Below are 19,598 nucleotides of genomic sequence, written 5' to 3' on the forward strand. Positions count from 1 at the left end.
TGAGGCACGCCATGACCGCACCCTATGACGCAAACAATATATTCGCGAAGATCCTGCGCGGAGAAATCCCCTCGCACAAGCTTTATGAAGACGAGCAAACCTATGCCTTCATGGACGTCATGCCGCAAGGCAAAGGTCATTGCCTTGCGATAACCAAGGCGCCGTTCCGCAATATTCTGGATGTCGACCAGGCCAGTCTGTCGGCCGTCATTACGACCACACAGAAGCTTGCCCGCGCTGCCAAAACAGCCTTCGATGCCGATGGCGTCACGGTCATCCAGTTCAACGAACCGGCGGCGGGGCAGACGGTTTTCCATCTGCATTTCCATGTCATTCCCCGTTTTGACGGCGTTGCTCTGCGGCCGCATACCGGGCAGATGGAGGATCAGAATGTTCTGGTGGAAAACGCCGAGAAAATCAGGCAGGCTCTAGGTCAGTAGCAACCCGCAGAGCAGGACGGCTTCACCGGCGATCACGCTGATGATCACACGTCTGCCGAGCGAGAGGTATGCGACGAAGCCCGCAGCGGCTGCACCTATCCGGAGAACTATCGAGGTCTCCGCCAGCGCCCCGCTCGGGTAGAGGATGAGTTGCGCGATAACCCCTGCGACGAGCGACGTGGCGACGGCCCGCACTGCGATCAGCGCCTCGGAGTCTTCCCGGACCCGGCCACCGACGAACACGCCGATGAACCGCCAGACATCCGTCGGCAACCACCCTCCAAGCAGGATGAAGACATATGGCCACCACCAATCTGCGAGGCTGTTCCAAGTCATCGGGCGGCACTCCTCTTGGCCAGATGCACATAAGCCATGGTCACAATCCCTCCGGCAACGCCGGTCAACAGCAGATCATAGGCAGGCGCAATGGAATGAATGATTGGGAACAGCAACAGGCCCGAAACCATGGCGACATGGACCGATCGATCGCGCGCCGAACCCCAAAGCGAGGTCAAAAAATACATTGGCGTCAAAAAGAACAGCGCAGCGAAAACCAATGGCGGAAAGTCCGTCGACAGAACATAGACCACGGCCACCACGAGTGTATTGGTCAATGTCAACGTAATGCCCAGACCCGCGAAATAGCTCGTTCGCATATCGCGTGGAACGTGCTTGAGCCGGTCCATGCCCACAACCCAAGCGGTGACGGCAATGAAGTGCGAAAGAAAAAGCAAGGTAATCTTCCGCGTCCTGGACCCGCGCATTTCCGGTACGAAGGCCGCCACCATTGGCATAAGGCGGATCGACGACAGGCCGACCGCAATTGCCGCGCCGAACAGCGAATAGCCGCCCGCAATTGCACCGATCAGGACGATATTGGCAGGAAGAGCCCAGATAACAGCGACCATGAACGTCGCCTGTAACAAGGTCACGCCATTTTCGCTGGCAAACCCGGCAAAGCCCACATGCGCTGTCATCAGGATCAACGCAGGGATGCTGGTGATCAGGGATGCACCTGACAGAAACCACGATAAACGTGTTCTCAGGTTCTCTTCCGCATGGTGGGAGGGCAATCCGGAATCAGCCATGCCTCAGCGATAAACGGAAGAGCGGATGCCATCAAGAAAAAGGCCACCCGAAGGTGGCCTTTTTGATCATTTCTTCCGTGGCACTTTCGGCACGGATGCCTTGGGCGGTAACGAAGCCACGTTCCTGGCGGCCGACACGTCGGCCCCCGCTTTTTCAAGCGGCTTCTTCGGGGCCGTCTTCTTCTTGGCCAATGGCTTCTTTTCGACCGGTATCTCCTTCTTCGGCTTCACCACGACTTCGTCTGCGATGTAGTCGAGAACCAGACCTTTCGAACCATCAGGCTTCTCGGCAACCGAAACGCGGACTGTTCCGCCCTTCTTCAGCCTGCCAAACAGCACCTCATCCGCCAGCGGCTTCTTGATGTGCTCCTGAATGACCCGGCCAAGTGGCCGCGCACCCATGCGATCGTCGTAGCCCTTCTCGGCAAGCCATGCGATGGCCTCCGGCTGCAGATCGAATGTCACACCGCGGTCGGCAAGCTGTGCCTCGAGCTGAATGACGAACTTCTGCACCACCTGATGGATAACCGGAACCGGCAACGCACCGAACGGAATGATCGCATCGAGACGGTTGCGGAACTCCGGTGTGAACAGCCGGTTGATCGCTTCCATGTCATCGCCTTCACGACGCGACGAACCGAAGCCGATTGCCGCTCTCGCCGCATCGGACGCGCCCGCATTGGTCGTCATGATCAGAATGACATTACGGAAATCGATCTGCTTGCCATTGTGATCGGTCAGCTTGCCGTGATCCATGACCTGCAACAGGATATTAAACAGGTCCGGATGCGCCTTTTCGATTTCATCGAGCAGCAGCACGCAATGCGGATGCTGATCGACGCCGTCGGTCAGAAGGCCGCCCTGATCGAAGCCGACATAACCGGGAGGTGCACCGAGCAAGCGCGATACCGTGTGGCGCTCCATATATTCCGACATGTCGAAACGCAGGAGTTCCACCCCGAGCGAAGCTGCCAGTTGCTTGGCGACTTCGGTCTTGCCGACGCCGGTGGGACCGGAGAACAGGTAGGATCCTATCGGCTTTTCCGGCTCGCGCAGGCCGGCACGCGCCAGCTTGATCGAGGACGACAATGCTTCGATGGCAAGATCCTGACCGTAGACGACGCGCTTCAGTTCCGCCTCGAGATTGGAGAGCACGGCTTCGTCGTCTTTCGAAACGGTCTTCGGCGGGATGCGGGCCATCGTGGCGATGGTAGCTTCGATTTCCTTGACGCCGATCGACTTCTTTCGTTTCGCTTCCGGCAACAGCATCTGGCTGGCACCGGTCTCGTCGATGACATCGATCGCCTTGTCCGGCAACTTACGGTCATTGATGTAGCGCGCTGAAAGTTCGACAGCCGACTTGATCGCTTCCACAGTGTACTTGACCTTGTGGAAGTCTTCGAAATATGGCCGCAGACCCTTCATGATCTCGATAGCATCGGGGATCGAGGGTTCGTTGACATCGATCTTCTGGAAACGCCGTACAAGAGCCCTGTCCTTCTCAAAGAACTGGCGAAACTCCTTGTAAGTTGTTGAACCGATGCAACGAATGGCACCCGTCGAAAGCGCTGGCTTCAAGAGATTGGAAGCATCCATCGCACCACCGGACGTCGCTCCGGCGCCGATAATCGTGTGGATTTCGTCGATGAACAGGATTGCACCCGGAAACTCTTCGAGCTCCTTGATGACCTGCTTCAAACGTTCTTCGAAATCGCCGCGATAGCGCGTTCCAGCAAGCAATGTGCCCATATCCAGCGAGAATACGGTCGCATCGCTAAGGACGCTTGGAACCTTGCCTTCGACGATGCGCTTGGCGAGACCTTCCGCAATGGCGGTCTTGCCAACGCCGGGATCGCCGACGTAAAGCGGATTGTTCTTCGAACGGCGGCAAAGGATCTGGATCGTCCGGTTGATCTCCTGATCACGGCCGATAAGCGGATCGATCTTGCCGGCCTTGGCGCGATCATTCAGGTTGATGCAGTAGGCGGACAGGGCGTCTTGCTTCTTCTTGGTCGCGCCCTCTTCCGACTCGGCGGCATGGCTGTCTTCGTTGGGGCTCTCGGCTCCAAGCGGGGTGCGCGGCTCCGAGGCGCCGGGCCGCTTGGAGATTCCGTGGGAAATGTAGTTGACCGCATCGTAGCGGGTCATCTGCTGTTCCTGCAGGAAGAAAGCAGCATGGCTTTCGCGTTCGGCAAAAATAGCGACAAGAACGTTGGCTCCGGTCACTTCTTCGCGGTTGGAGGATTGGACGTGGATGACCGCACGCTGGATAACGCGCTGGAAAGCCGCAGTCGGCTTGGAATCCTCATCGTAACCGGTGACAAGGTTATCCAGTTCGTTGTCGACGTAGTCGGTCACAGTGCGCGTCAGTTGAGCCAAGTCGACATTGCACGCACGCATGACACTGCTTGCATCCTGATCATCGATCAGCGCGAGAAGCAGATGCTCCAGCGTCGCATATTCGTGATGATGCTCGTTGGCAATTGTCAGCGCCTGATGCAGGGCGCGTTCCAGACTAGGTGAGAAAGATGGCATGAAACCTCACTTTTTCTCCATCACGCATTGCAGCGGATGTTGGTTTTGCCGCGCATAGTCCATGACTTGGGTCATCTTGGACTCCGCGACCTCATAGGTAAAGACACCACATTCTCCGACCCCATGATTATGCACATGGAGCATGATGCGTGTAGCATCTTCTCTGTTCTTCTGGAAAAACCGCTCCAGGACGTGAATGACGAACTCCATGGGCGTGTAATCGTCATTCAGAAGCAACACGCGATAAAGACTGGGCTTTTTCAGTTTGGGTTTGGTCCGGGTTATAACAGCCGTTCCCCGCCCGGGGCCGTTGCCGCTTCCCTTGTCCTCATCCTGCATCATGGGTGAAAACCGCTTCATCTTTTCCGATACCCGCATTCTAATAGTGTGTCGCTCTATGCATTCTATGTAGGTCGCTCCGGCTTGATTTTAAGCCCTCTCCTGAAGCTTGCAATATCAAGTTGCGGTTGCAAAGGCCGAATTGCCCCGCAGAAATAAAAAAAGCCCGATTGCGCGGGGCAGCCGGGCTTTTTGTAGGGGGCGAAGCAGATGGTATTACTTCGTCACCTTCGCTACGGCTGCCTCATAGGGCTTGTAGGCTTCCTTGGCGAGATCGGCATAGAGCTCACCGAATTTCGTCGCCTGAGCAACAAAGGCTTCATATGCCTTTTTTGAAAAGACGCTGTGGGTTTCAAATATCTGTTCGGGCGACTTAGTGGTAGCCAGCTTTTCGATGAGTGCGCTGCTCTCTTCGAATGATCTTTTGGAATAGTCGGCCGCCTCGTGGGCGATCGTGTGTAACCCATCGGCGAGAGCCGAAACGCTCTTCATCGCGGTATTGGCAAATTCCTTGCTCGATTCATTCAGAGTTTCGAACGGAGTGGCCATTTGTAGATCCTTTCAAAGTTGAAATTTCCTACCCGCTCAGAGGTAGGGTGCGGTGCACAAAAAGTCAAATTTATATCGCACTGCAATATTCCTCTAAAATTTAACCCAAATAATGCGGAAAAGGTGAACGGCTCGGTTACCATAAACAGTTTGGTAACGCTGGTGCGACTAAAGTCAAAAAATTCGTTCTGATGAATCAGGGTCATCAGGAAAGTTTCTAGGCGCATATTCGAGCAGGTGTTGATTGTGCATCATAAGGCCCACCAAAGTTCCAACTACGTACAAAAATTGGGTTTTGCATTTCTGGCTCTGCTGTTAGGCGCCGGGATAAACATTGCTGAATCGCCTTCGGCAGTCGCCGCTTCGAAAGAGGCGGCTATCGTCGTCGATGCCAATACCGGTAAGACGCTGTATTCATCCAATGCGGATGCACAGCGTTATCCCGCATCCCTAACGAAAATGATGACGATCTACATGCTGTTCGACGCCATGGCATCCGGCAAGGTTTCGAAATCGACGCCAATTACTGTCTCCGCTTATGCCGCAGCGCAGCCGCCAACGAAAGTCGGCTTCCAGCCCGGACAGACGATCAGCGCGGAAGCTGCTATTCTATCCCTGATCACTAAATCGGCAAATGACTCGGCCACAGCCATCGCAGAGTTCCTCGGCGGATCGGAGCCGCGCTTTGCCGTGATGATGACCAACAAGGCCCGTCAGCTTGGCATGCGCAATACGCAATTTCGCAATGCAAACGGCCTGCCTGATCCCAACCAGCATTCGTCCGCGCGCGACCTCGCATTGCTGGGCGTCGCTCTTCGTGAGCATTTCCCGCAATATTATAGCTACTTCTCCACCCGCAGCTTCAGCTATCGTGGTCGCCGTATCGTTGGGCACAACCGCCTTCTCGGCAAGATCCAGGGTGTGGATGGTATAAAAACCGGCTATACCCGCGCTTCTGGTTTCAACCTGGTTTCGTCGGTCAGCATTGACGGAAAGAAGCTCGTCGCGGTCGTCATGGGCGGTTCCAGCACGCCGGCACGCGATGCCCAGATGGCGGGTCTCATTGCCAAATATCTCCCGGCGGCATCGCGCCGTGACGGTGGCAATCTGATTGCTTCGCGCAAGAACAGCAAGGTCGAGGTTGCGGCTGTCGAACTCCCCGCGAGCGCCGAGGCACCAATCCCCGTTCAACGGCAGCAGGCAACTGCCGAACAGCCCGCAGAGGTCGTGACTGCCTATGCAGAACCGGCACCAACCCCATCGCCAGCCGAACGCATTTTGCATGTCCCTGCTCCATCCCCGAAGGTTGAAATCGGTGAAGGCGATGTCGACGAGGTCGATCCGGTGACGACCGCCTCGGCTCCATCGGGCGGCTGGATGGTCCAGATCGCTTCGGTCGGCAGCTCTGAGGAAGCCAAGGCAATGCTATCCAAGGCCGCCGCGCAGGTTGGCGGTCCGATCGCAGCACTCTCGCCCTATACGGAAAAGTTCCAGAAGGGTTCGACAACCTATCACCGCGCTCGTTTTGCCGGCATCCCCTCTGCAAAGGAAGCCAACAATGCTTGTGCCGCATTGAAACGCCAGAAATTCAACTGCTTCGCCATTGCACCGCAATCGTAAGGCACGCGATCCGAAAGACCCCGATTTGTATAGCGTAAAGGGTTTTGCGAATGTCCAGTACCAAGGAAATACCTAGCACGGCTGATGTGACAGCCAGAGAAACTAAGCCATTCTTCGGCGGCATGCAGGCCCTGCAACAGGCTGCAATGAAGATTGCGGACCTGCGCCGGGGCAATTCTGCCTTCAAGACCATGGATCTGGTGAATGTGCTGCTTTGCCAGGCCGCGCGCACCCGGCGTGCCGCCATGCCGCCTGTCCGGCTGCGTTTGCACTCTGACAGCCGCAACGGCGTGTCAGCGGTAAGACTTCGGGTTTCCTAGAGCAAGCCTAGAGCTGCAAGCTCGTTGCGCAATTCTGGCGGTAGTTTCGCCCGCCCGATCTTGCCGTGCCCCTCATCGAAGGGCGCGTCTTCCCTCGTCAGATAGCGCCAGCCCTGAAACGCCCGGCGCGGCTGCCATTCCGTTGGAATGATGCGCGGGTCGAGCACGAGGTGGCAACGTGAGATCCCTTCATCATCGGTAAAGGTCCTGATATCCGTGAGTCGCTGCCGGCATTGGACATTGCCCTTGATCACCCAATAGAGCGATCCGCCGTCGAGCAGTTCATCGACGCGTTTTGGCACCATGCGGGTTGTGTGAAATTGTTCGGCCGGCAACCCTGCCCGCCTGCGTTCATCGAGCTTGAAATCGATCCACGCCGCGAGTTCTTCGATCGCGCTGCATCCGACACAAAGTTTTACGAGATTGAGGGCCATACCCTAGCATCTACGCTTTCAGGTTGTGGCGTCAATCAAAACTGACCAGTCATCCACAAAGCCTTCTCCACAAGCACCGCCAAGACCTATTTATAATTTTTATAGTTCCGATTGACCATCACTTGGATTGGCAGAGGTTTTTAGCACTCGACGACGTTAACGGCCAACCCGCCAAGACTGGTTTCCTTGTAACGTTCGTTCATGTCGACGCCGGTCTGCCGCATCGTTTCGATGCAGGCATCGAGTGGCACGAAATGCGTGCCATCGCCCTTGACCGCCAGTGAAGCTGCCGTAACCGCCTTCACCGCACCAAGCGCATTGCGCTCGATGCAGGGCACCTGCACCAGACCGGCAACGGGATCGCAGGTCATGCCGAGATGATGCTCCAGTGCGATTTCAGCGGCATTTTCGATCTGTTCGGGCGAACCGCCAAGCACCGCAGCAAGCCCGGCCGCAGCCATGGCGGATGCGGAACCCACTTCGCCCTGGCATCCGACTTCCGCGCCGGAAATCGACGCGTTGGTCTTGATCACCCCGCCGATAGCCGCCGAGGTCAGCAGGAAATCGCGGATGCCGTTTTCGTCGGCGTCGTCGTGGAAATGCAGATAATAGCGCAGCACCGCAGGAACGACGCCGGCGGCACCATTGGTTGGCGCCGTCACAACGCGCCCGCCTGCTGCGTTCTCCTCATTGACCGCCATCGCATAGACGGAGAGCCAGTCATTGGCCAGCAGCGGATTGATGCGGTTTTGCCGCCACTCTTCCTGCAAGCGGTCGTGCAGGTAGCGTGCGCGCCGCTTCACCTTGAGGCCGCCGGGCATGATGCCGTCCTGCTCCAGGCCGCGATCGATACAGGAGCGCATCGCCGCCCAGATCCGGTCGAGACCCGCGTTCAGCTCATCGCGGCTCATGAAGACTTCTTCATTGCTGCGTTTCATTTCAGCAATGGAAAGACCGCTTTCCTTCGCCATGCTCATCATCTGAGCGGCATTCTTGAAAGGGAACGGTACCGGTTGTTCGGGCTTCGGCGCCGTGCGGGTTTTCGCAGCCTCCAGCTCTTCCTCGGTCACGACGAAACCGCCACCGACCGAATAGAAAATTCGGCGTAACAGCAGCCGGTCATCGATGTCATAGGCTTCAAATGCCATTCCGTTGGCGTGACCTGGAAGCGGCGTACGCCGATCCATGATGAGATCGGTCGCCGGATCGAATCGGTAGGATGGATGGCCTTCGGGCGAAATGCGTTTGGTCTGCTTTACGGTCTCGAGCAGTGCGTCCATTTCGTTCGGATCGACGGTGGCCGGCAGCAAGCCGCACAACCCGAGAATGACAGCCCGATCGGTCGCGTGGCCGATGCCGGTAAAAGCCAGGGAGCCGTGCAGATGCACGCGCAAACGATCGACCTTGACGCCGGTCGGCCGTGGCCATTGCCCGCTCTTGAGTTCCTCAAGAAACAGGCTGCCAGCAGTCATCGGGCCCATCGTATGGGAACTCGACGGACCGATGCCGATTTTATACAGATCGAAAACCGACAGAAACATTTAGCGCCTTTGGATTGGTGAAAACACTTGCGTCGCATAATGGCCTGCTGGCGACATTTGCCGCAGCCCGCAACCGACTTCACCTTGCGTTTATACGACATAGGTCGGCCGGCGCAAAAGTCAAAGAAAAAGCCTGTAGTCCCTTTGTTCGCGAGATTTGCGAACCCGTCAAATTCACGTACATTCGAATCGTCAGTTGTTGCCGTAAGAGAGATCCAATGGAAGCTGCCCCGAACACATCCTATTGGCTCGACATATCCGCCCTGGTCTATTTCTTCATCGTCTGGGCGCTCTATTCCCATACCACCGCGAATGGGTTTTTAGGCAAACAATCCCTGACCTATGAGATGAACCAGGCGCGGCGGCAATGGATGGCGACCATGGCGACACGCGAATTGCGCATGATCGACACGAGCATCATGATCGGCCTGCAGCAGGGCACCGGCTTTTTTGCGTCAACGTCCATTCTGGCGATTGGCGGATGTTTCGGCTTGTTGAATTCGTCCGGCCGCGTTCTGACGCTGTTTCACGACCTGCCGTTCCTGGGCGATACCACCCAGCAATTGTTCGAGACAAAAATCCTCGGGCTTCTTGTTCTCTTCGCCTATGCGTTCTTCAAATTTGCCTGGTCTTATCGTCTTTTCAACTATTGTTCGATCCTGATCGGCAGCGTTCCAATGGCGCGCGATCGGGGCCCTGACGATCCGGTTGTGCTTGCGGGAATTAATCGCGCGGCGGGTATCAATATCCAGGCCGGCCAACATTTTAACAGCGGCTTGCGCGGTATTTTCTTTTCCATCGGATATCTCGGATGGTTTCTGCATCCCGTGCTGTTCATGATCACGACGACGCTGGTTGCGATAGTGCTGCTCAGACGCCAGTTCTTTTCCAGGGCGCGGGATGTGCTGATGCAGAACAGCGCAAGCGCCGACTCATAAACCGCGCGGCAGATAACGCCAGACGAAGATCGCCGTGAATATCATCAGCATCGCGAGCGCGATGAAGATCGAGCCGAGATGGAAAAATGTCAGGATGATTGAGTAGAAAAACGCAGGCAGTATCTCGGAAAAATCGAGATAAGTCCGATAAACCGCCGTCATCTGTGCCCGCTCATGCGGATGGACTGCGCGAATGAAGGTCGTTGAGCCAAGCGTGTCGATGGCCACGCAGAAAAAGGCACCAAAAAGCAGCATGATCGCAGCGACCATGGGAAATCTTTCGCCGGCAATACCTGCTCCTATAAGCGCCACGGCCAGCAATACGAACACACCGGAAATCGTCCGCATCAGCCCCTTCGCCATGCCAACCTTACCCCAAAAGATGGAGCCGAGGAGAAACAGATTGCCGAGCGAAACCAGAAGGCCGCCGGCAAGATTACCCTGACCAGTCGCCACCATGAGGATCGGTCCGTAGACGAAAAACGTGCTCCAGTAGCACGAGCGGGAAAAGGCGATCAGCCAGGCCAGGCGCAATCTCGGCTGCACGACGAAGCGGCGCACATTCGCGATAGGATTGGCCGGACGGCTCGGGCCCTTCTGCAGCGCCGGATTGTCGCTGAGGCGGAAATACCAGAACAGCGTCAAAAGGAGCAGCGAGAAACCTATCGACAACAGGAACGGCGCGACCATCCCTACTTGTGTATAGAGGAACACGCCGAGAAACGGTCCGGCGGTCCAGGCAAAGGTAGCCGTTGCCATTCGCACCGACTCGGCGCGGACCAGCTCACCCTTCTTGATGTGATCCATGATGTAGAGGCTCAGCGTGATCGACAGCGTTCCCGAACCAAAAGTTCGCAGGAATAGCCCGGCCGCCTGCCCCGGCAGCGTATCAAGCGCAAAGGCAAGGCATCCGAGGATCAGGGATACGGTTCCCGCCGTGTAAACCCAACGCCTGGGAATACGAACGATGAGCAGCGGGATCGACAGCGTCGAGATCAGCCCCAGCAATGACATGCAGGTGTAAAGAATACTGACGCCGCGCTCACTCTGCACGAGATCGTAGGTCTGGATCGGCACGACACTGGTGATTATCGCCCGTGCCATCGATTCGATGCCGAAGAGGATCGCGAAGACCCGCGCCGTCGGGCGCTTGGCGGTGGTAATCCAGATAGGATGGCGAACCTGATTGATCACTGGGATGACTTTGGAGGCATTTGATTCGAGCGGAGGCCGAAGTTTCGACCGGAGGACCAGCGATAGCAGTCAATCAAGCGACATAATATGTCCGTTTCACAAGAAACCTTTGAATATGTACGAAAAAACTTCCGTTGCTTGTTCGCCAAGGGCCATGGATTTTGCCAGCCATGTCGCCTAGAAAGGCTCTAACCTGTGCCAATTGCTGCGATGATCGAGTTGTCCTGCACATGAATAGAGCCGAGATTGTGAATACACCCTCCAAGACGCGTCTCGGCAAGCTGGACGTGTTGCGCGGTATCGCCCTTATCGCCATGGCGACCTACCATACCGGCTGGGATTTCGAGTTTTTCGGCTATCTCGAACCTGGGACAACCGGCCATGGCGCGTGGAAACTATACGCCCGCGTCATCGCCTCGACTTTCCTCGCGCTTGTCGGCTTCAGTCTTGTGCTGGCGCATGGGCGCGGCATTCGCTGGCGCTCGTTTGGCATTCGCCTCGCCCAGATCGTCGTTGCCGCACTGGCAATCACGCTCGTCACGATGTACGTCACGCCGGAAAGCTTCGTGTTTTTCGGGATCCTGCACGAAATAGCGGCAGCAAGTGTTCTGGGGTTGTTGTTTTTGCGCTTGCCTGCGCTGGTTATTGCCGCCGCCGCAGCAGCGGTCATCGCCCTTCCCCATTATTTCGTCTCGCCGGCATTCGATGCGCCGATATTCTGGCCGCTCGGTCTGTCGGAAATCATCATAAGATCAAATGATTACGTCCCGATCTTTCCGTGGTTCGGCGCTGTTCTTGCAGGGATGGCGCTCGCCAAAACGATGCAACATTTCAATGCGCTCAAATTGCTTGCCGGAAACATTGCTCCGTCCTGGCTCGATCGCGGCCTGCGTTTCATCGGCAGGCACAGCCTCGCCTTCTACCTGATCCACCAGCCAGTGATCATCGCGTGTGTTTTTCTTGTTTCACAACTGTTCCCACCGGCGGTTCCAGCGCCACGCGAGGTCTTCGGCAAGGCCTGCGTGCAGAGTTGCCAGAACGACAACGACAAGGCTTTTTGCGAAAAGTTCTGTGATTGCGTCATAGAGCAGACCGAAGCGCAGGGCATCTTCGATGAGATGTTTGCGGGAAAGCGCGATCAAAACGATCCGCAGATGCAGCAGATCGCGGGCATCTGCACGCAGCAGAACATCCCGCAATAAAAGCCAGAGCAAAACTTGCTCTATGTATTGACGCCGAGTTCAGCCAGCCGCTCGATACAACCTTCCTCGACTTGATCGAGCTCAGCGAGTGTTTCCTCGATGTCGCGGCGCTTCTGGCGCAGCTCTGCGCGCTTTTCCTCAACGCGCTTCATCATCAGATGCAGCTGGCCCATTTCTCCCGGCGGCTCTTTGTACATCTGGATTATCTCTTGGATCTCCGCGATCGAGAACCCGAGCCGTTTGCCACGAAGAATCTGCTTGAGCAAATGCCGGTCGGACGGCCGGAAGAGCCTGGTCCGTCCGCGTCTGACCGGATGAATCAGATCCTCATCCTCGTAGAACCGCAATGTGCGCGTCGATACCCCAAACTCCCGTGTCAGTTCGGTAATGGTGTAATATTCGCGCATTGCAGAACAGCCCCAATTGTATCGATTGAATCTTTTGCTCACGCAATTACGTAAAAGTCAATTGCACGATTGTATTCGGTTGTAAACTTTAGTCCATATTTTTTACCAAACGGATGTTATTTGAAGCCGAACCACCAGGTGGCCAAGCCAAGAAACGACGAAAAACCAACGACATCGGTTACCGTGGTAACAAACACCGCCGAGGCTATTGCCGGGTCGGCACCGAAACGATGCAGCAATAACGGAATCAGAATACCACCAAGTGCGGCTGCAAGCATGTTGATGATCATCGCCGCAGCAATGATACCGCCAATATTGACATTCGCGAACCAGAGGCCGGCGATAACACCGATCATGATCGCAAAAAGAACACCATTGATGAGACCCACCGAAGCCTCGCGGCGGATGATGCGGCCGGCATTGTAAATATCCATGTCCCGCGTTGCGAGCGCCCGGACAGTCACGGTCATGGTCTGCGTGCCTGCATTGCCGCCCATGGATGCCACGATGGGCATGAGCACCGCCAGAGCCACCATCTGCTGGATGGTGGCATCGAACAATCCGATGACTGATGCCGAGAGAAAAGCAGTGAACAGGTTGATCACCAGCCATGGCGTACGTGAACGCGACGTGGACAGTACCGAGTCGGACAGTTCTTCGTCGCCGACGCCGCCGAGACGCAAGATATCTTCCTCGGCCTCTTCCTGAATGACGTCCACGATATTCTCGATGGTCAAAACACCGACAAGCCGGTCGTTTTCGTCCACCACCGCCGCCGACAACAGATCGTATTGCTCGAAGATTTGCGCGGCTTCTTCCTGGTCCATGGTCGCCGGGATGGCATGCCGCGTCTCGTGTGTGATCTCGTCGATTTTTACGTCCCGCCGGGTGCGCAGGATGCGATCAAGGTCGACAGCGCCCAACAGCCGAAACATCGGGTCTATGACGAATATCTGCGAGAACGACTCTGGCAAGTCGTCATTGTCGCGCATGTAATCGATGGTCTGGCCGACAGTCCAGAACGGCGGCACCGCGACAAACTCGGTCTGCATGCGGCGTCCGGCGGTTTCCTCCGGGTAGCCGAGGGAGCGGCGCAATCGAACCCGTTCGGTGAAAGGCAGCTGCGCCAGGATCTCATCGCGGTCTTCCTGCTCGAGATCTTCGAGAATGTAGACCGCATCGTCGGAATCGAGTTCTTGAACGCCTTCCGCGATCTGCCGGTTCGGCATCGCATCGACGATTTCAAGGCGAACCGCCTCATCGACTTCGGTCAGTGCGGCAAAATCGAATTCGTCGCCCAGAAGTTCGACGAGGGCCCTGCGCTGATCCGGCTGCAGAGCCTCGAGAACATGGCCAAGCTCGGACTGGTGCAGCTTACCGACGTGCGACCTTAGAAATAGAACATCGCGGTCCGCGATAGCGGCGCCGACGCGCGCCAAATAGGACGTGCGGACAGCACCGTCCTCACCATAGATGTTGACATCGTCGTCTTCAGGTGCGGATTCCGGGAGAGTTTCTGTTTCCATCTATCCGCACCTGCCTTCCTGACAAATATGGCGTCTCGTCAGTTAAAACTGAGTGTCCGTCGTGAAAGTCGCTGCGGCGAGTGAGAAGGCGTGGTTTTCGGGAACCGGAGCGCAGCGTACATTAAGTACGTGAGCACCGGAAGCGCAGAAAATCGTGTCAGTTGACCCGTCGCAGTAAAATTTCAAACCGGCATTCAGGCAGCGTTGTCTTCCCAGCCGCTGATCGCCTTCACTTCAAGAAAGTCCTCGATCCCGAAGTGACCGCCTTCACGCCCGATACCCGACTGCTTGTAACCGCCAAACGGAGCGTCTGCCGCATGGTCAGCACCATTGATGCGCACCATGCCAGCACGCAACTGCTTGGATACACGCTTGATACGCTCACGATCGCCCGACTGGATGTAGGCGGCAAGACCGTATGGCGTGTCATTGGCGATCTCTACCGCTTCTTCCTCGGTGTCGAAGGGGATCATCGCCAACACCGGTCCGAAGATCTCTTCGCGAGCGATCACCATGTCATTGTTGACGTCGGCGAAAACCGTCGGACGTACGTAGTAGCCGCGATTGAAGCCTTCGGGGCGTCCGGTACCGCCGGCAATCAGCCGCGCGCCTTCCTTGATGCCCTGCTCGATCAAGCCCTGTACCTTGTTGAACTGCATCTCGGATACAAGCGGACCCATGTGATCGCCGTCCTGCGATGGATCGCCGACCTTGGTGGCCTTGGCGGTTTCGGCAGCGATTTCGGTCGCCTTGCCATAGACAGAGCGCTCCACCAGCATGCGCGTCGGCGCATTGCAGGACTGGCCGGTATTGTTGAACACGTGCTCGACGCCGCGCTTGACTGCAGCTTCTACATCCGAATCTGCAAACACGATGTTCGGCGACTTGCCGCCAAGCTCCAGCGATACACGCTTGACCGTATCGGCCGCAGCCTTGGTCACGGCAACGCCGGCGCGGGTTGATCCGGTGAACGACATCATATCGATGCCGGGATGCGCTGACATCGCTGCACCAACCGTCGGCCCATCTCCGTTGACGAGGTTGAATACACCGGCGGGCAGACCCGATGCATCGACCATTTCAGCGAAGATCACCGACGAGATCGGGGCAATCTCGGAGGGTTTGAGAATGACCGTGCAACCTGCGGCAATCGCTGGAACGACTTTCAGAACCACCTGGTTCATCGGCCAGTTCCACGGCGTGATCAGGCCGCAAACCCCGATCGGCTCATAGGCAAGCCGGACCGTGTCGTGACCGTTCAGCGGCCGCTCGAACTCGAACTCCTTGAGCGACCGGATGAATGCCTTGATATGGCCGGTCCCCGACGCTGCCTGCTCATCGAGCGCCATCGTGATCGGCGCGCCCATTTCGGACGAGATCGCCTTGGCCATGTCGGCGATGCGGGACTTGTAGACGGCGAGCAGTCGCTCAAGCCAAGCCAGGCGTTCTTCGCGGCTGGTCACGCTCCATGTGGTGAAAGCCTTGCGGGCTGCGGACACCGCCTTGTCGACATCGGCTGCAGAACCCAGCGAAATCACGGCAAATGCCTGTTCGTCGGCCGGATTGATAACCTCAAGCTCTTTCGCCACTACCGGCGCTATCCACTTTCCATCGATATAGAAATCGGTCTTGCGAAGCATGGTCTGTCTCCTGCCTGTGGCTCTATGGATTATTTTGACACTGCGCCGGTTAAGTGACGGCGTGGTTCAGTTGAGTGTGTAGCGGATGATTGACGTTACGACCAACAGGAATATCGAACAAAGAGGCAAAAAATACGGCAAGCGGAGTTTATTGGACGGGCCGAAAATGATGGGAGTACCGGAGCACGGAAAAACGCCATTTGCAGGCCGTCATGGCGCAAATCTCTTGAACTGACGCGAAAGCCGCAGAAAATTACCCAGCATGGCGTGGCCATATTCCGTCAATACCGATTCAGGATGGAACTGCACGCCATAGGTCGGGTGGCTGACGTGGGTGAGCCCCATGATCTCGCCGGCATCGGATTGCGCGGTCACCGACAGGTCGCTGCCATCCTTGACGGACTCTACGATCAGCGAGTGATAGCGGCCGGCGCGGAATGGGCTTGGCAGCCCCTTGAAGATGTCCGTCCCGCCATGATTGATCGCCGAGGCACGCCCATGCATCGGTTCCTGCGCCCGCACGACCTTGCCGCCAAAGACTTCGCCGATGCATTGATGGCCGAGACAGATGCCGAGAATTGGCACCTGACCGCTCAATGTCTCGATAATCTCCATCGATTGCCCGGCTTCGCGCGGCCCGCATGGTCCCGGTGAAACGACGATGGCTTCGGGTGCGAGCTGCTGGACTTCCGCCGCCGTAATTGCGTCATTGCGCACCACCTGCGTTTCAACGCCAAGCTCAGCAAAGTAGCGCGCCACGGTGAAGACGAAGGAGTCGTAATTGTCGATGATCAGGATCATGGTGCATCACCCTGATCGAAGACGGCAAAGATGCGCGCCGCCTTGTCCAGCGTTTCCTGATATTCCGCAGCAGGATCGGATAGCGCCGTAATGCCGCCGCCCGCCTGAAACACGGCCCGTCCGCCCTGAAACAGCACCGTACGAATGCCGATATTGCCGTCGAAATTGCCATTGAAGCCGATGAAGCCAATTGAGCCGCAATAGACTCCCCGCGCCTCGCGTTCGATCTCGGTGATTATCTCCATCGCCCGCAGCTTTGGCGCGCCTGTGATTGACCCGCCCGGGAAGGCCGCCCTGATCAGGTCCATCAAGGATTTGCCTTCCGCCAGCCGCCCTGTGACGGCGGAAACCAGGTGATGTACGCTCGCATAGGTCTCAAGCGCGCAAAGGACGGGTGTCAGTACGGAATGGGGTCGGCAAACGCGGGAAAGATCGTTGCGCATCAAGTCGACGATCATCAGGTTTTCCGCGCGATCCTTCTCCGATTTGAGAAGTATGTCGGCGAGATTCTTGTCTTCGTCGGGATCTGACGACCGCGGCATCGTCCCTTTGATTGGACGCGTCTCGACCTGATCGCCTTGCACCGCTACAAACCGCTCCGGTGAGCTCGACGCAATCACGATATCGCCGTGATCCAGATAGGCAGCAAACGTCGCTGCATTACGGCGGCGCAATGCCTTGTAGAACTGCCACTGTGCAAAACCTTCCGGCAGATCGGCGATAAAGCGCTGCGCGATGTTGGCCTGGAAGATGTCGCCATCGAGAATATATTCCACGACCCTGGCAACGGACCGCATATAGGCGTCACGCTCGAAGTTCGAGCGCCAGGACGCCCGCGCAATCCGCTGCTGCCCGACATTTGAAGCTGTTTTTCTCGGCTCCTCTCGCAAAAGCCGCAGGAACGATTCCGAACGCTCGACACTTTTCCTTTGCCGGGCACCCTCCTCCGCTTCGGGCAATCCCGATGAGAAAAGCCAGGTTTTTCCGGCCTGATGATCGAACGCCAGCACCACATCGTAAAAATACCAAGCGGCATCCGGCATCAGTCCTTGCGCCGGCGCATCCGGCTGCGGCAAGCGCTCCAGCAATCGCCCGAATTCATAGGAAAAATAGCCGATTGCGCCGCCCTGAAATGGCGGAAGACCGGGCTGATCATCGAGCCGGTAGAGGTCGAGATACTGCGAAATCACCTCGAGTGGATGCCGGTCAAGGGCTGCGCCGTTCCAGCTCGCCACGCCCTTTTCCACGACGAGTTTGCCGAATGGATCAGCCGCCACATAGGAGTAGCGCCCAAGCGTGTCGTGACGCATGGCACTGTCCAGAAAGCTCAGTCCCCCGAGCGGCAACAATCGCTCGGCGGCTTCGACAGGTTCCAGCCATGGAATCTCACGGATATGCAAACCACTTCTCCTCGACCACTCCGCCCACGGTATCCTAGCTCTTACGGGTGGACAGAAGAATACTTGTCTCCGTCGAGGTGATTCCGTCAATATGGCGAATGTCGCGCAACGTCCGGTCGAAAGCCTCGAGGGTCTCGACTTCGATTTCGGCAACAATATCCCAGCGACCGTTCGTGGTATGCAGCGCACGGATTTCCGGAAAGCCCTGCAATCGCCGCACCACCTTTTCCGCAGCCTGCCCCGCCACCTCGATCATGGCAACGGCCCGGACGCCATAAATGCCCGCACCCGCCTTCAAGTTGACGGTGAAGCTCTGGATCGTACCGTTTGTGGTCAGCTTGTCGATGCGCGTGCGCACCGTTGCGCGCGAAATACCCAGAATGGTTGCCATGGAAGAAACCGGCATGCGGCAATCATCCCGCAGCAAAGACAGCAATTTGCGATCTACATCATCCATCGTCGTCCAATCTGATCAACTTGTTTGAGCAAAATGCGCATTAATATGTGCATTTCTATCAGGATGTTGTCTTTTTGTCACCGCGTCGAACTGCCAATATCACCGCCGAAACGTGCTAATCTTGGTTGGATTCCGGGACCCCTTCAAACGCGAGAGTGACAGCTTCTCATGGATATGCAGAACAATTTCGAGGACACGCACAAGCAGAAGCTGACCGTAATCGGCGCGCCGATCGAAGAAGGCGCCGGCAGGCTTGGCGCATTGATGGGCCCTGCTGCACTGCGCACTGCCGGTCTGATACACATGCTCGAAGATCTTGGCCACCCGGTGGAAGATCGCGGTGATTTGCGCCTGCCGAAGACATTGCCTGTTGTTCCGCCTGTCCAGGGTCTTGCGCATTATATCGAGAAAATCGCTGCCTGGTCTCGCATGCTGGCCGTCGAGACCTATGACGCGATGGCAAACGGCACGTTCCCGGTCATTCTTGGCGGCGATCACAGCCTGTCCATGGGATCGATTGGAGGCATAGCGCGCTATTGCGAAGAGCATAACCGCGAATTGTTCGTGCTCTGGCTTGACGCACATTCCGATTTCAATACGCCCGCCACCTCGCCATCGGGCAACATGCATGGCATGTCGGCGGCGCTTCTGTGCCGCGAACCCGGCCTTGAAGGCGTCTTCGGCGATGAACCGCATGGTTTCGTCAAACCGGAAAACCTGCATCTCTTCGGCATTCGCTCCATCGACAAGACGGAACGCGTGCTTCTGCGTGAACGCGGCATCGATGTCATCGACATGCGACAGATCGATGAATTCGGCGTAGTCAAACTGCTGCGCCGCATCATCGAGCGCGTCCAGAAGGCGAACGGCATCCTGCATGTCAGTTTTGATGTGGATTTCGTCGATCCCTCTTTCGCACCGGGCGTCGGAACCACGGTTCCCGGCGGCGCGACCTACCGCGAAGCGCATCTCGTCATGGAGATGCTGCACGATTCTGGCGTCGTCGGTTCGCTCGACGTGGTTGAGCTCAACCCATTCCTGGATGAGCGCGGCAAGAGTGCCCTGCTCCTCGTTGATCTCGTTGCGAGCCTGTTCGGCCGGCAGATCTTCGACAAACCGACATTATCTGAACAGAGCGCTGCCGCTCTGAACGTATAACATAAATAG

The 19,598-nt window shown here is 56.9% G+C and carries 20 protein-coding genes; 6 read left to right on the top strand and 14 right to left on the bottom strand.

The window, feature by feature from the left end:
- Positions 1–11 precede the first annotated feature (11 nt).
- The gene (locus J2X72_RS23340) at positions 12–440 is read left to right on the top strand and encodes an HIT family protein (protein WP_310075852.1); all 429 of its coding nucleotides are present in this window, start codon (positions 12–14) and stop codon (positions 438–440) included.
- On the opposite strand, the gene J2X72_RS23345 is transcribed toward J2X72_RS23340, so the two are convergent.
- The 5 genes from J2X72_RS23345 to J2X72_RS23365 all read right to left on the bottom strand — a co-directional run bounded on the left by J2X72_RS23345 (position 429) and on the right by J2X72_RS23365 (position 4,951).
- Positions 429–776: an AzlD domain-containing protein gene (locus tag J2X72_RS23345; protein WP_310075854.1), complete on the bottom strand. Its 348-nt coding sequence runs from the start codon at positions 774–776 to the stop codon at positions 429–431. The genes J2X72_RS23340 and J2X72_RS23345 overlap by 12 nt on opposite strands.
- Positions 773–1,528 carry an AzlC family ABC transporter permease gene (locus J2X72_RS23350; RefSeq protein ID WP_310075858.1) on the bottom strand — a complete coding sequence of 252 codons (756 nt, stop codon included), beginning with the start codon at positions 1,526–1,528 and terminating at the stop codon, positions 773–775. Before J2X72_RS23350 ends, J2X72_RS23345 begins: the two co-directional genes overlap by 4 nt.
- Before the next feature lie 66 nt (positions 1,529–1,594).
- On the bottom strand, positions 1,595–4,063 hold the full coding sequence (gene clpA, locus J2X72_RS23355) for an ATP-dependent Clp protease ATP-binding subunit ClpA (protein WP_210003649.1): 2,469 nt from the start codon (positions 4,061–4,063) through the stop codon (positions 1,595–1,597).
- 6 nt (positions 4,064–4,069) lie between these two features.
- Positions 4,070–4,423: an ATP-dependent Clp protease adapter ClpS gene (gene clpS, locus J2X72_RS23360; RefSeq protein WP_112529322.1), complete on the bottom strand. Its 354-nt coding sequence runs from the start codon at positions 4,421–4,423 to the stop codon at positions 4,070–4,072.
- Positions 4,424–4,618: 195 nt separating this feature from the next.
- Positions 4,619–4,951 (bottom strand): phasin family protein, encoded by a 333-nt coding sequence (locus J2X72_RS23365; RefSeq protein ID WP_310075862.1) that lies wholly within the window; start codon positions 4,949–4,951, stop codon positions 4,619–4,621.
- A gap of 246 nt (positions 4,952–5,197) precedes the next feature.
- Here J2X72_RS23365 and J2X72_RS23370 point away from each other — a divergent pair, with 246 nt between their 5' ends.
- Positions 5,198–6,571 (top strand): D-alanyl-D-alanine carboxypeptidase, encoded by a 1,374-nt coding sequence (locus J2X72_RS23370; protein WP_310075867.1) that lies wholly within the window; start codon positions 5,198–5,200, stop codon positions 6,569–6,571.
- Between the two features lie 50 nt (positions 6,572–6,621).
- A complete protein-coding gene (locus J2X72_RS23375; protein ID WP_210003646.1) occupies positions 6,622–6,891 on the top strand; it encodes a hypothetical protein in 270 nt (89 codons plus the stop codon).
- Here the strand turns inward: J2X72_RS23375 and J2X72_RS23380 are convergent.
- Together J2X72_RS23380 and J2X72_RS23385 are read right to left on the bottom strand one after the other, a co-directional pair.
- Positions 6,888–7,325 (bottom strand): DUF1489 family protein, encoded by a 438-nt coding sequence (locus J2X72_RS23380; protein ID WP_210003645.1) that lies wholly within the window; start codon positions 7,323–7,325, stop codon positions 6,888–6,890. The genes J2X72_RS23375 and J2X72_RS23380 overlap by 4 nt on opposite strands.
- A gap of 140 nt (positions 7,326–7,465) precedes the next feature.
- Positions 7,466–8,866: an L-serine ammonia-lyase gene (locus tag J2X72_RS23385; RefSeq protein WP_310075871.1), complete on the bottom strand. Its 1,401-nt coding sequence runs from the start codon at positions 8,864–8,866 to the stop codon at positions 7,466–7,468.
- Between the two features lie 218 nt (positions 8,867–9,084).
- Between J2X72_RS23385 and J2X72_RS23390 the strand changes: the two genes are divergently transcribed.
- Complete coding sequence (locus J2X72_RS23390; protein WP_210003643.1) at positions 9,085–9,804, top strand: DUF599 family protein; 720 nt, start codon at positions 9,085–9,087, stop codon at positions 9,802–9,804.
- On the opposite strand, the gene J2X72_RS23395 is transcribed toward J2X72_RS23390, so the two are convergent.
- Entirely contained in the window at positions 9,799–10,998 is a 1,200-nt protein-coding gene (locus J2X72_RS23395; RefSeq protein ID WP_310075874.1) for an MFS transporter, read from the bottom strand. The two genes, J2X72_RS23390 and J2X72_RS23395, sit on opposite strands and share 6 nt — an antisense overlap.
- Positions 10,999–11,228: 230 nt before the next feature.
- Between J2X72_RS23395 and J2X72_RS23400 the strand changes: the two genes are divergently transcribed.
- Positions 11,229–12,200, top strand: coding sequence for a DUF1624 domain-containing protein (locus J2X72_RS23400; RefSeq protein WP_310075877.1), 972 nt, complete (start codon positions 11,229–11,231; stop codon positions 12,198–12,200).
- 20 nt (positions 12,201–12,220) lie between these two features.
- On the opposite strand, the gene J2X72_RS23405 is transcribed toward J2X72_RS23400, so the two are convergent.
- The 6 genes from J2X72_RS23405 to J2X72_RS23430 all read right to left on the bottom strand — a co-directional run bounded on the left by J2X72_RS23405 (position 12,221) and on the right by J2X72_RS23430 (position 18,431).
- On the bottom strand, positions 12,221–12,607 hold the full coding sequence (locus J2X72_RS23405) for a MerR family DNA-binding transcriptional regulator (RefSeq protein WP_112529338.1): 387 nt from the start codon (positions 12,605–12,607) through the stop codon (positions 12,221–12,223).
- Positions 12,608–12,723: 116 nt separating this feature from the next.
- On the bottom strand, positions 12,724–14,133 hold the full coding sequence (gene mgtE / locus J2X72_RS23410; RefSeq protein WP_210003640.1) for a magnesium transporter: 1,410 nt from the start codon (positions 14,131–14,133) through the stop codon (positions 12,724–12,726).
- A gap of 194 nt (positions 14,134–14,327) precedes the next feature.
- The gene (locus tag J2X72_RS23415; protein ID WP_210003639.1) at positions 14,328–15,773 is read right to left on the bottom strand and encodes an aldehyde dehydrogenase family protein; all 1,446 of its coding nucleotides are present in this window, start codon (positions 15,771–15,773) and stop codon (positions 14,328–14,330) included.
- A 210-nt stretch (positions 15,774–15,983) separates the two neighbouring features.
- Positions 15,984–16,574, bottom strand: coding sequence for an aminodeoxychorismate/anthranilate synthase component II (locus J2X72_RS23420; protein ID WP_310075885.1), 591 nt, complete (start codon positions 16,572–16,574; stop codon positions 15,984–15,986).
- Positions 16,571–17,974 (bottom strand): aminodeoxychorismate synthase component I, encoded by a 1,404-nt coding sequence (pabB, locus tag J2X72_RS23425; protein WP_310075888.1) that lies wholly within the window; start codon positions 17,972–17,974, stop codon positions 16,571–16,573. The genes J2X72_RS23420 and pabB overlap by 4 nt, the downstream gene beginning before the upstream one ends.
- Positions 17,975–18,008: 34 nt before the next feature.
- Entirely contained in the window at positions 18,009–18,431 is a 423-nt protein-coding gene (locus J2X72_RS23430; protein ID WP_210003636.1) for an Lrp/AsnC family transcriptional regulator, read from the bottom strand.
- A gap of 168 nt (positions 18,432–18,599) precedes the next feature.
- Here J2X72_RS23430 and rocF point away from each other — a divergent pair, with 168 nt between their 5' ends.
- The gene (rocF, locus tag J2X72_RS23435; protein ID WP_210003635.1) at positions 18,600–19,589 is read left to right on the top strand and encodes an arginase; all 990 of its coding nucleotides are present in this window, start codon (positions 18,600–18,602) and stop codon (positions 19,587–19,589) included.
- Positions 19,590–19,598 lie beyond the last annotated feature (9 nt).

The sequence above is a fragment of the Phyllobacterium sp. 1468 genome (assembly GCF_031455525.1).
Classification (GTDB): Bacteria; Pseudomonadota; Alphaproteobacteria; order Rhizobiales; family Rhizobiaceae; genus Phyllobacterium.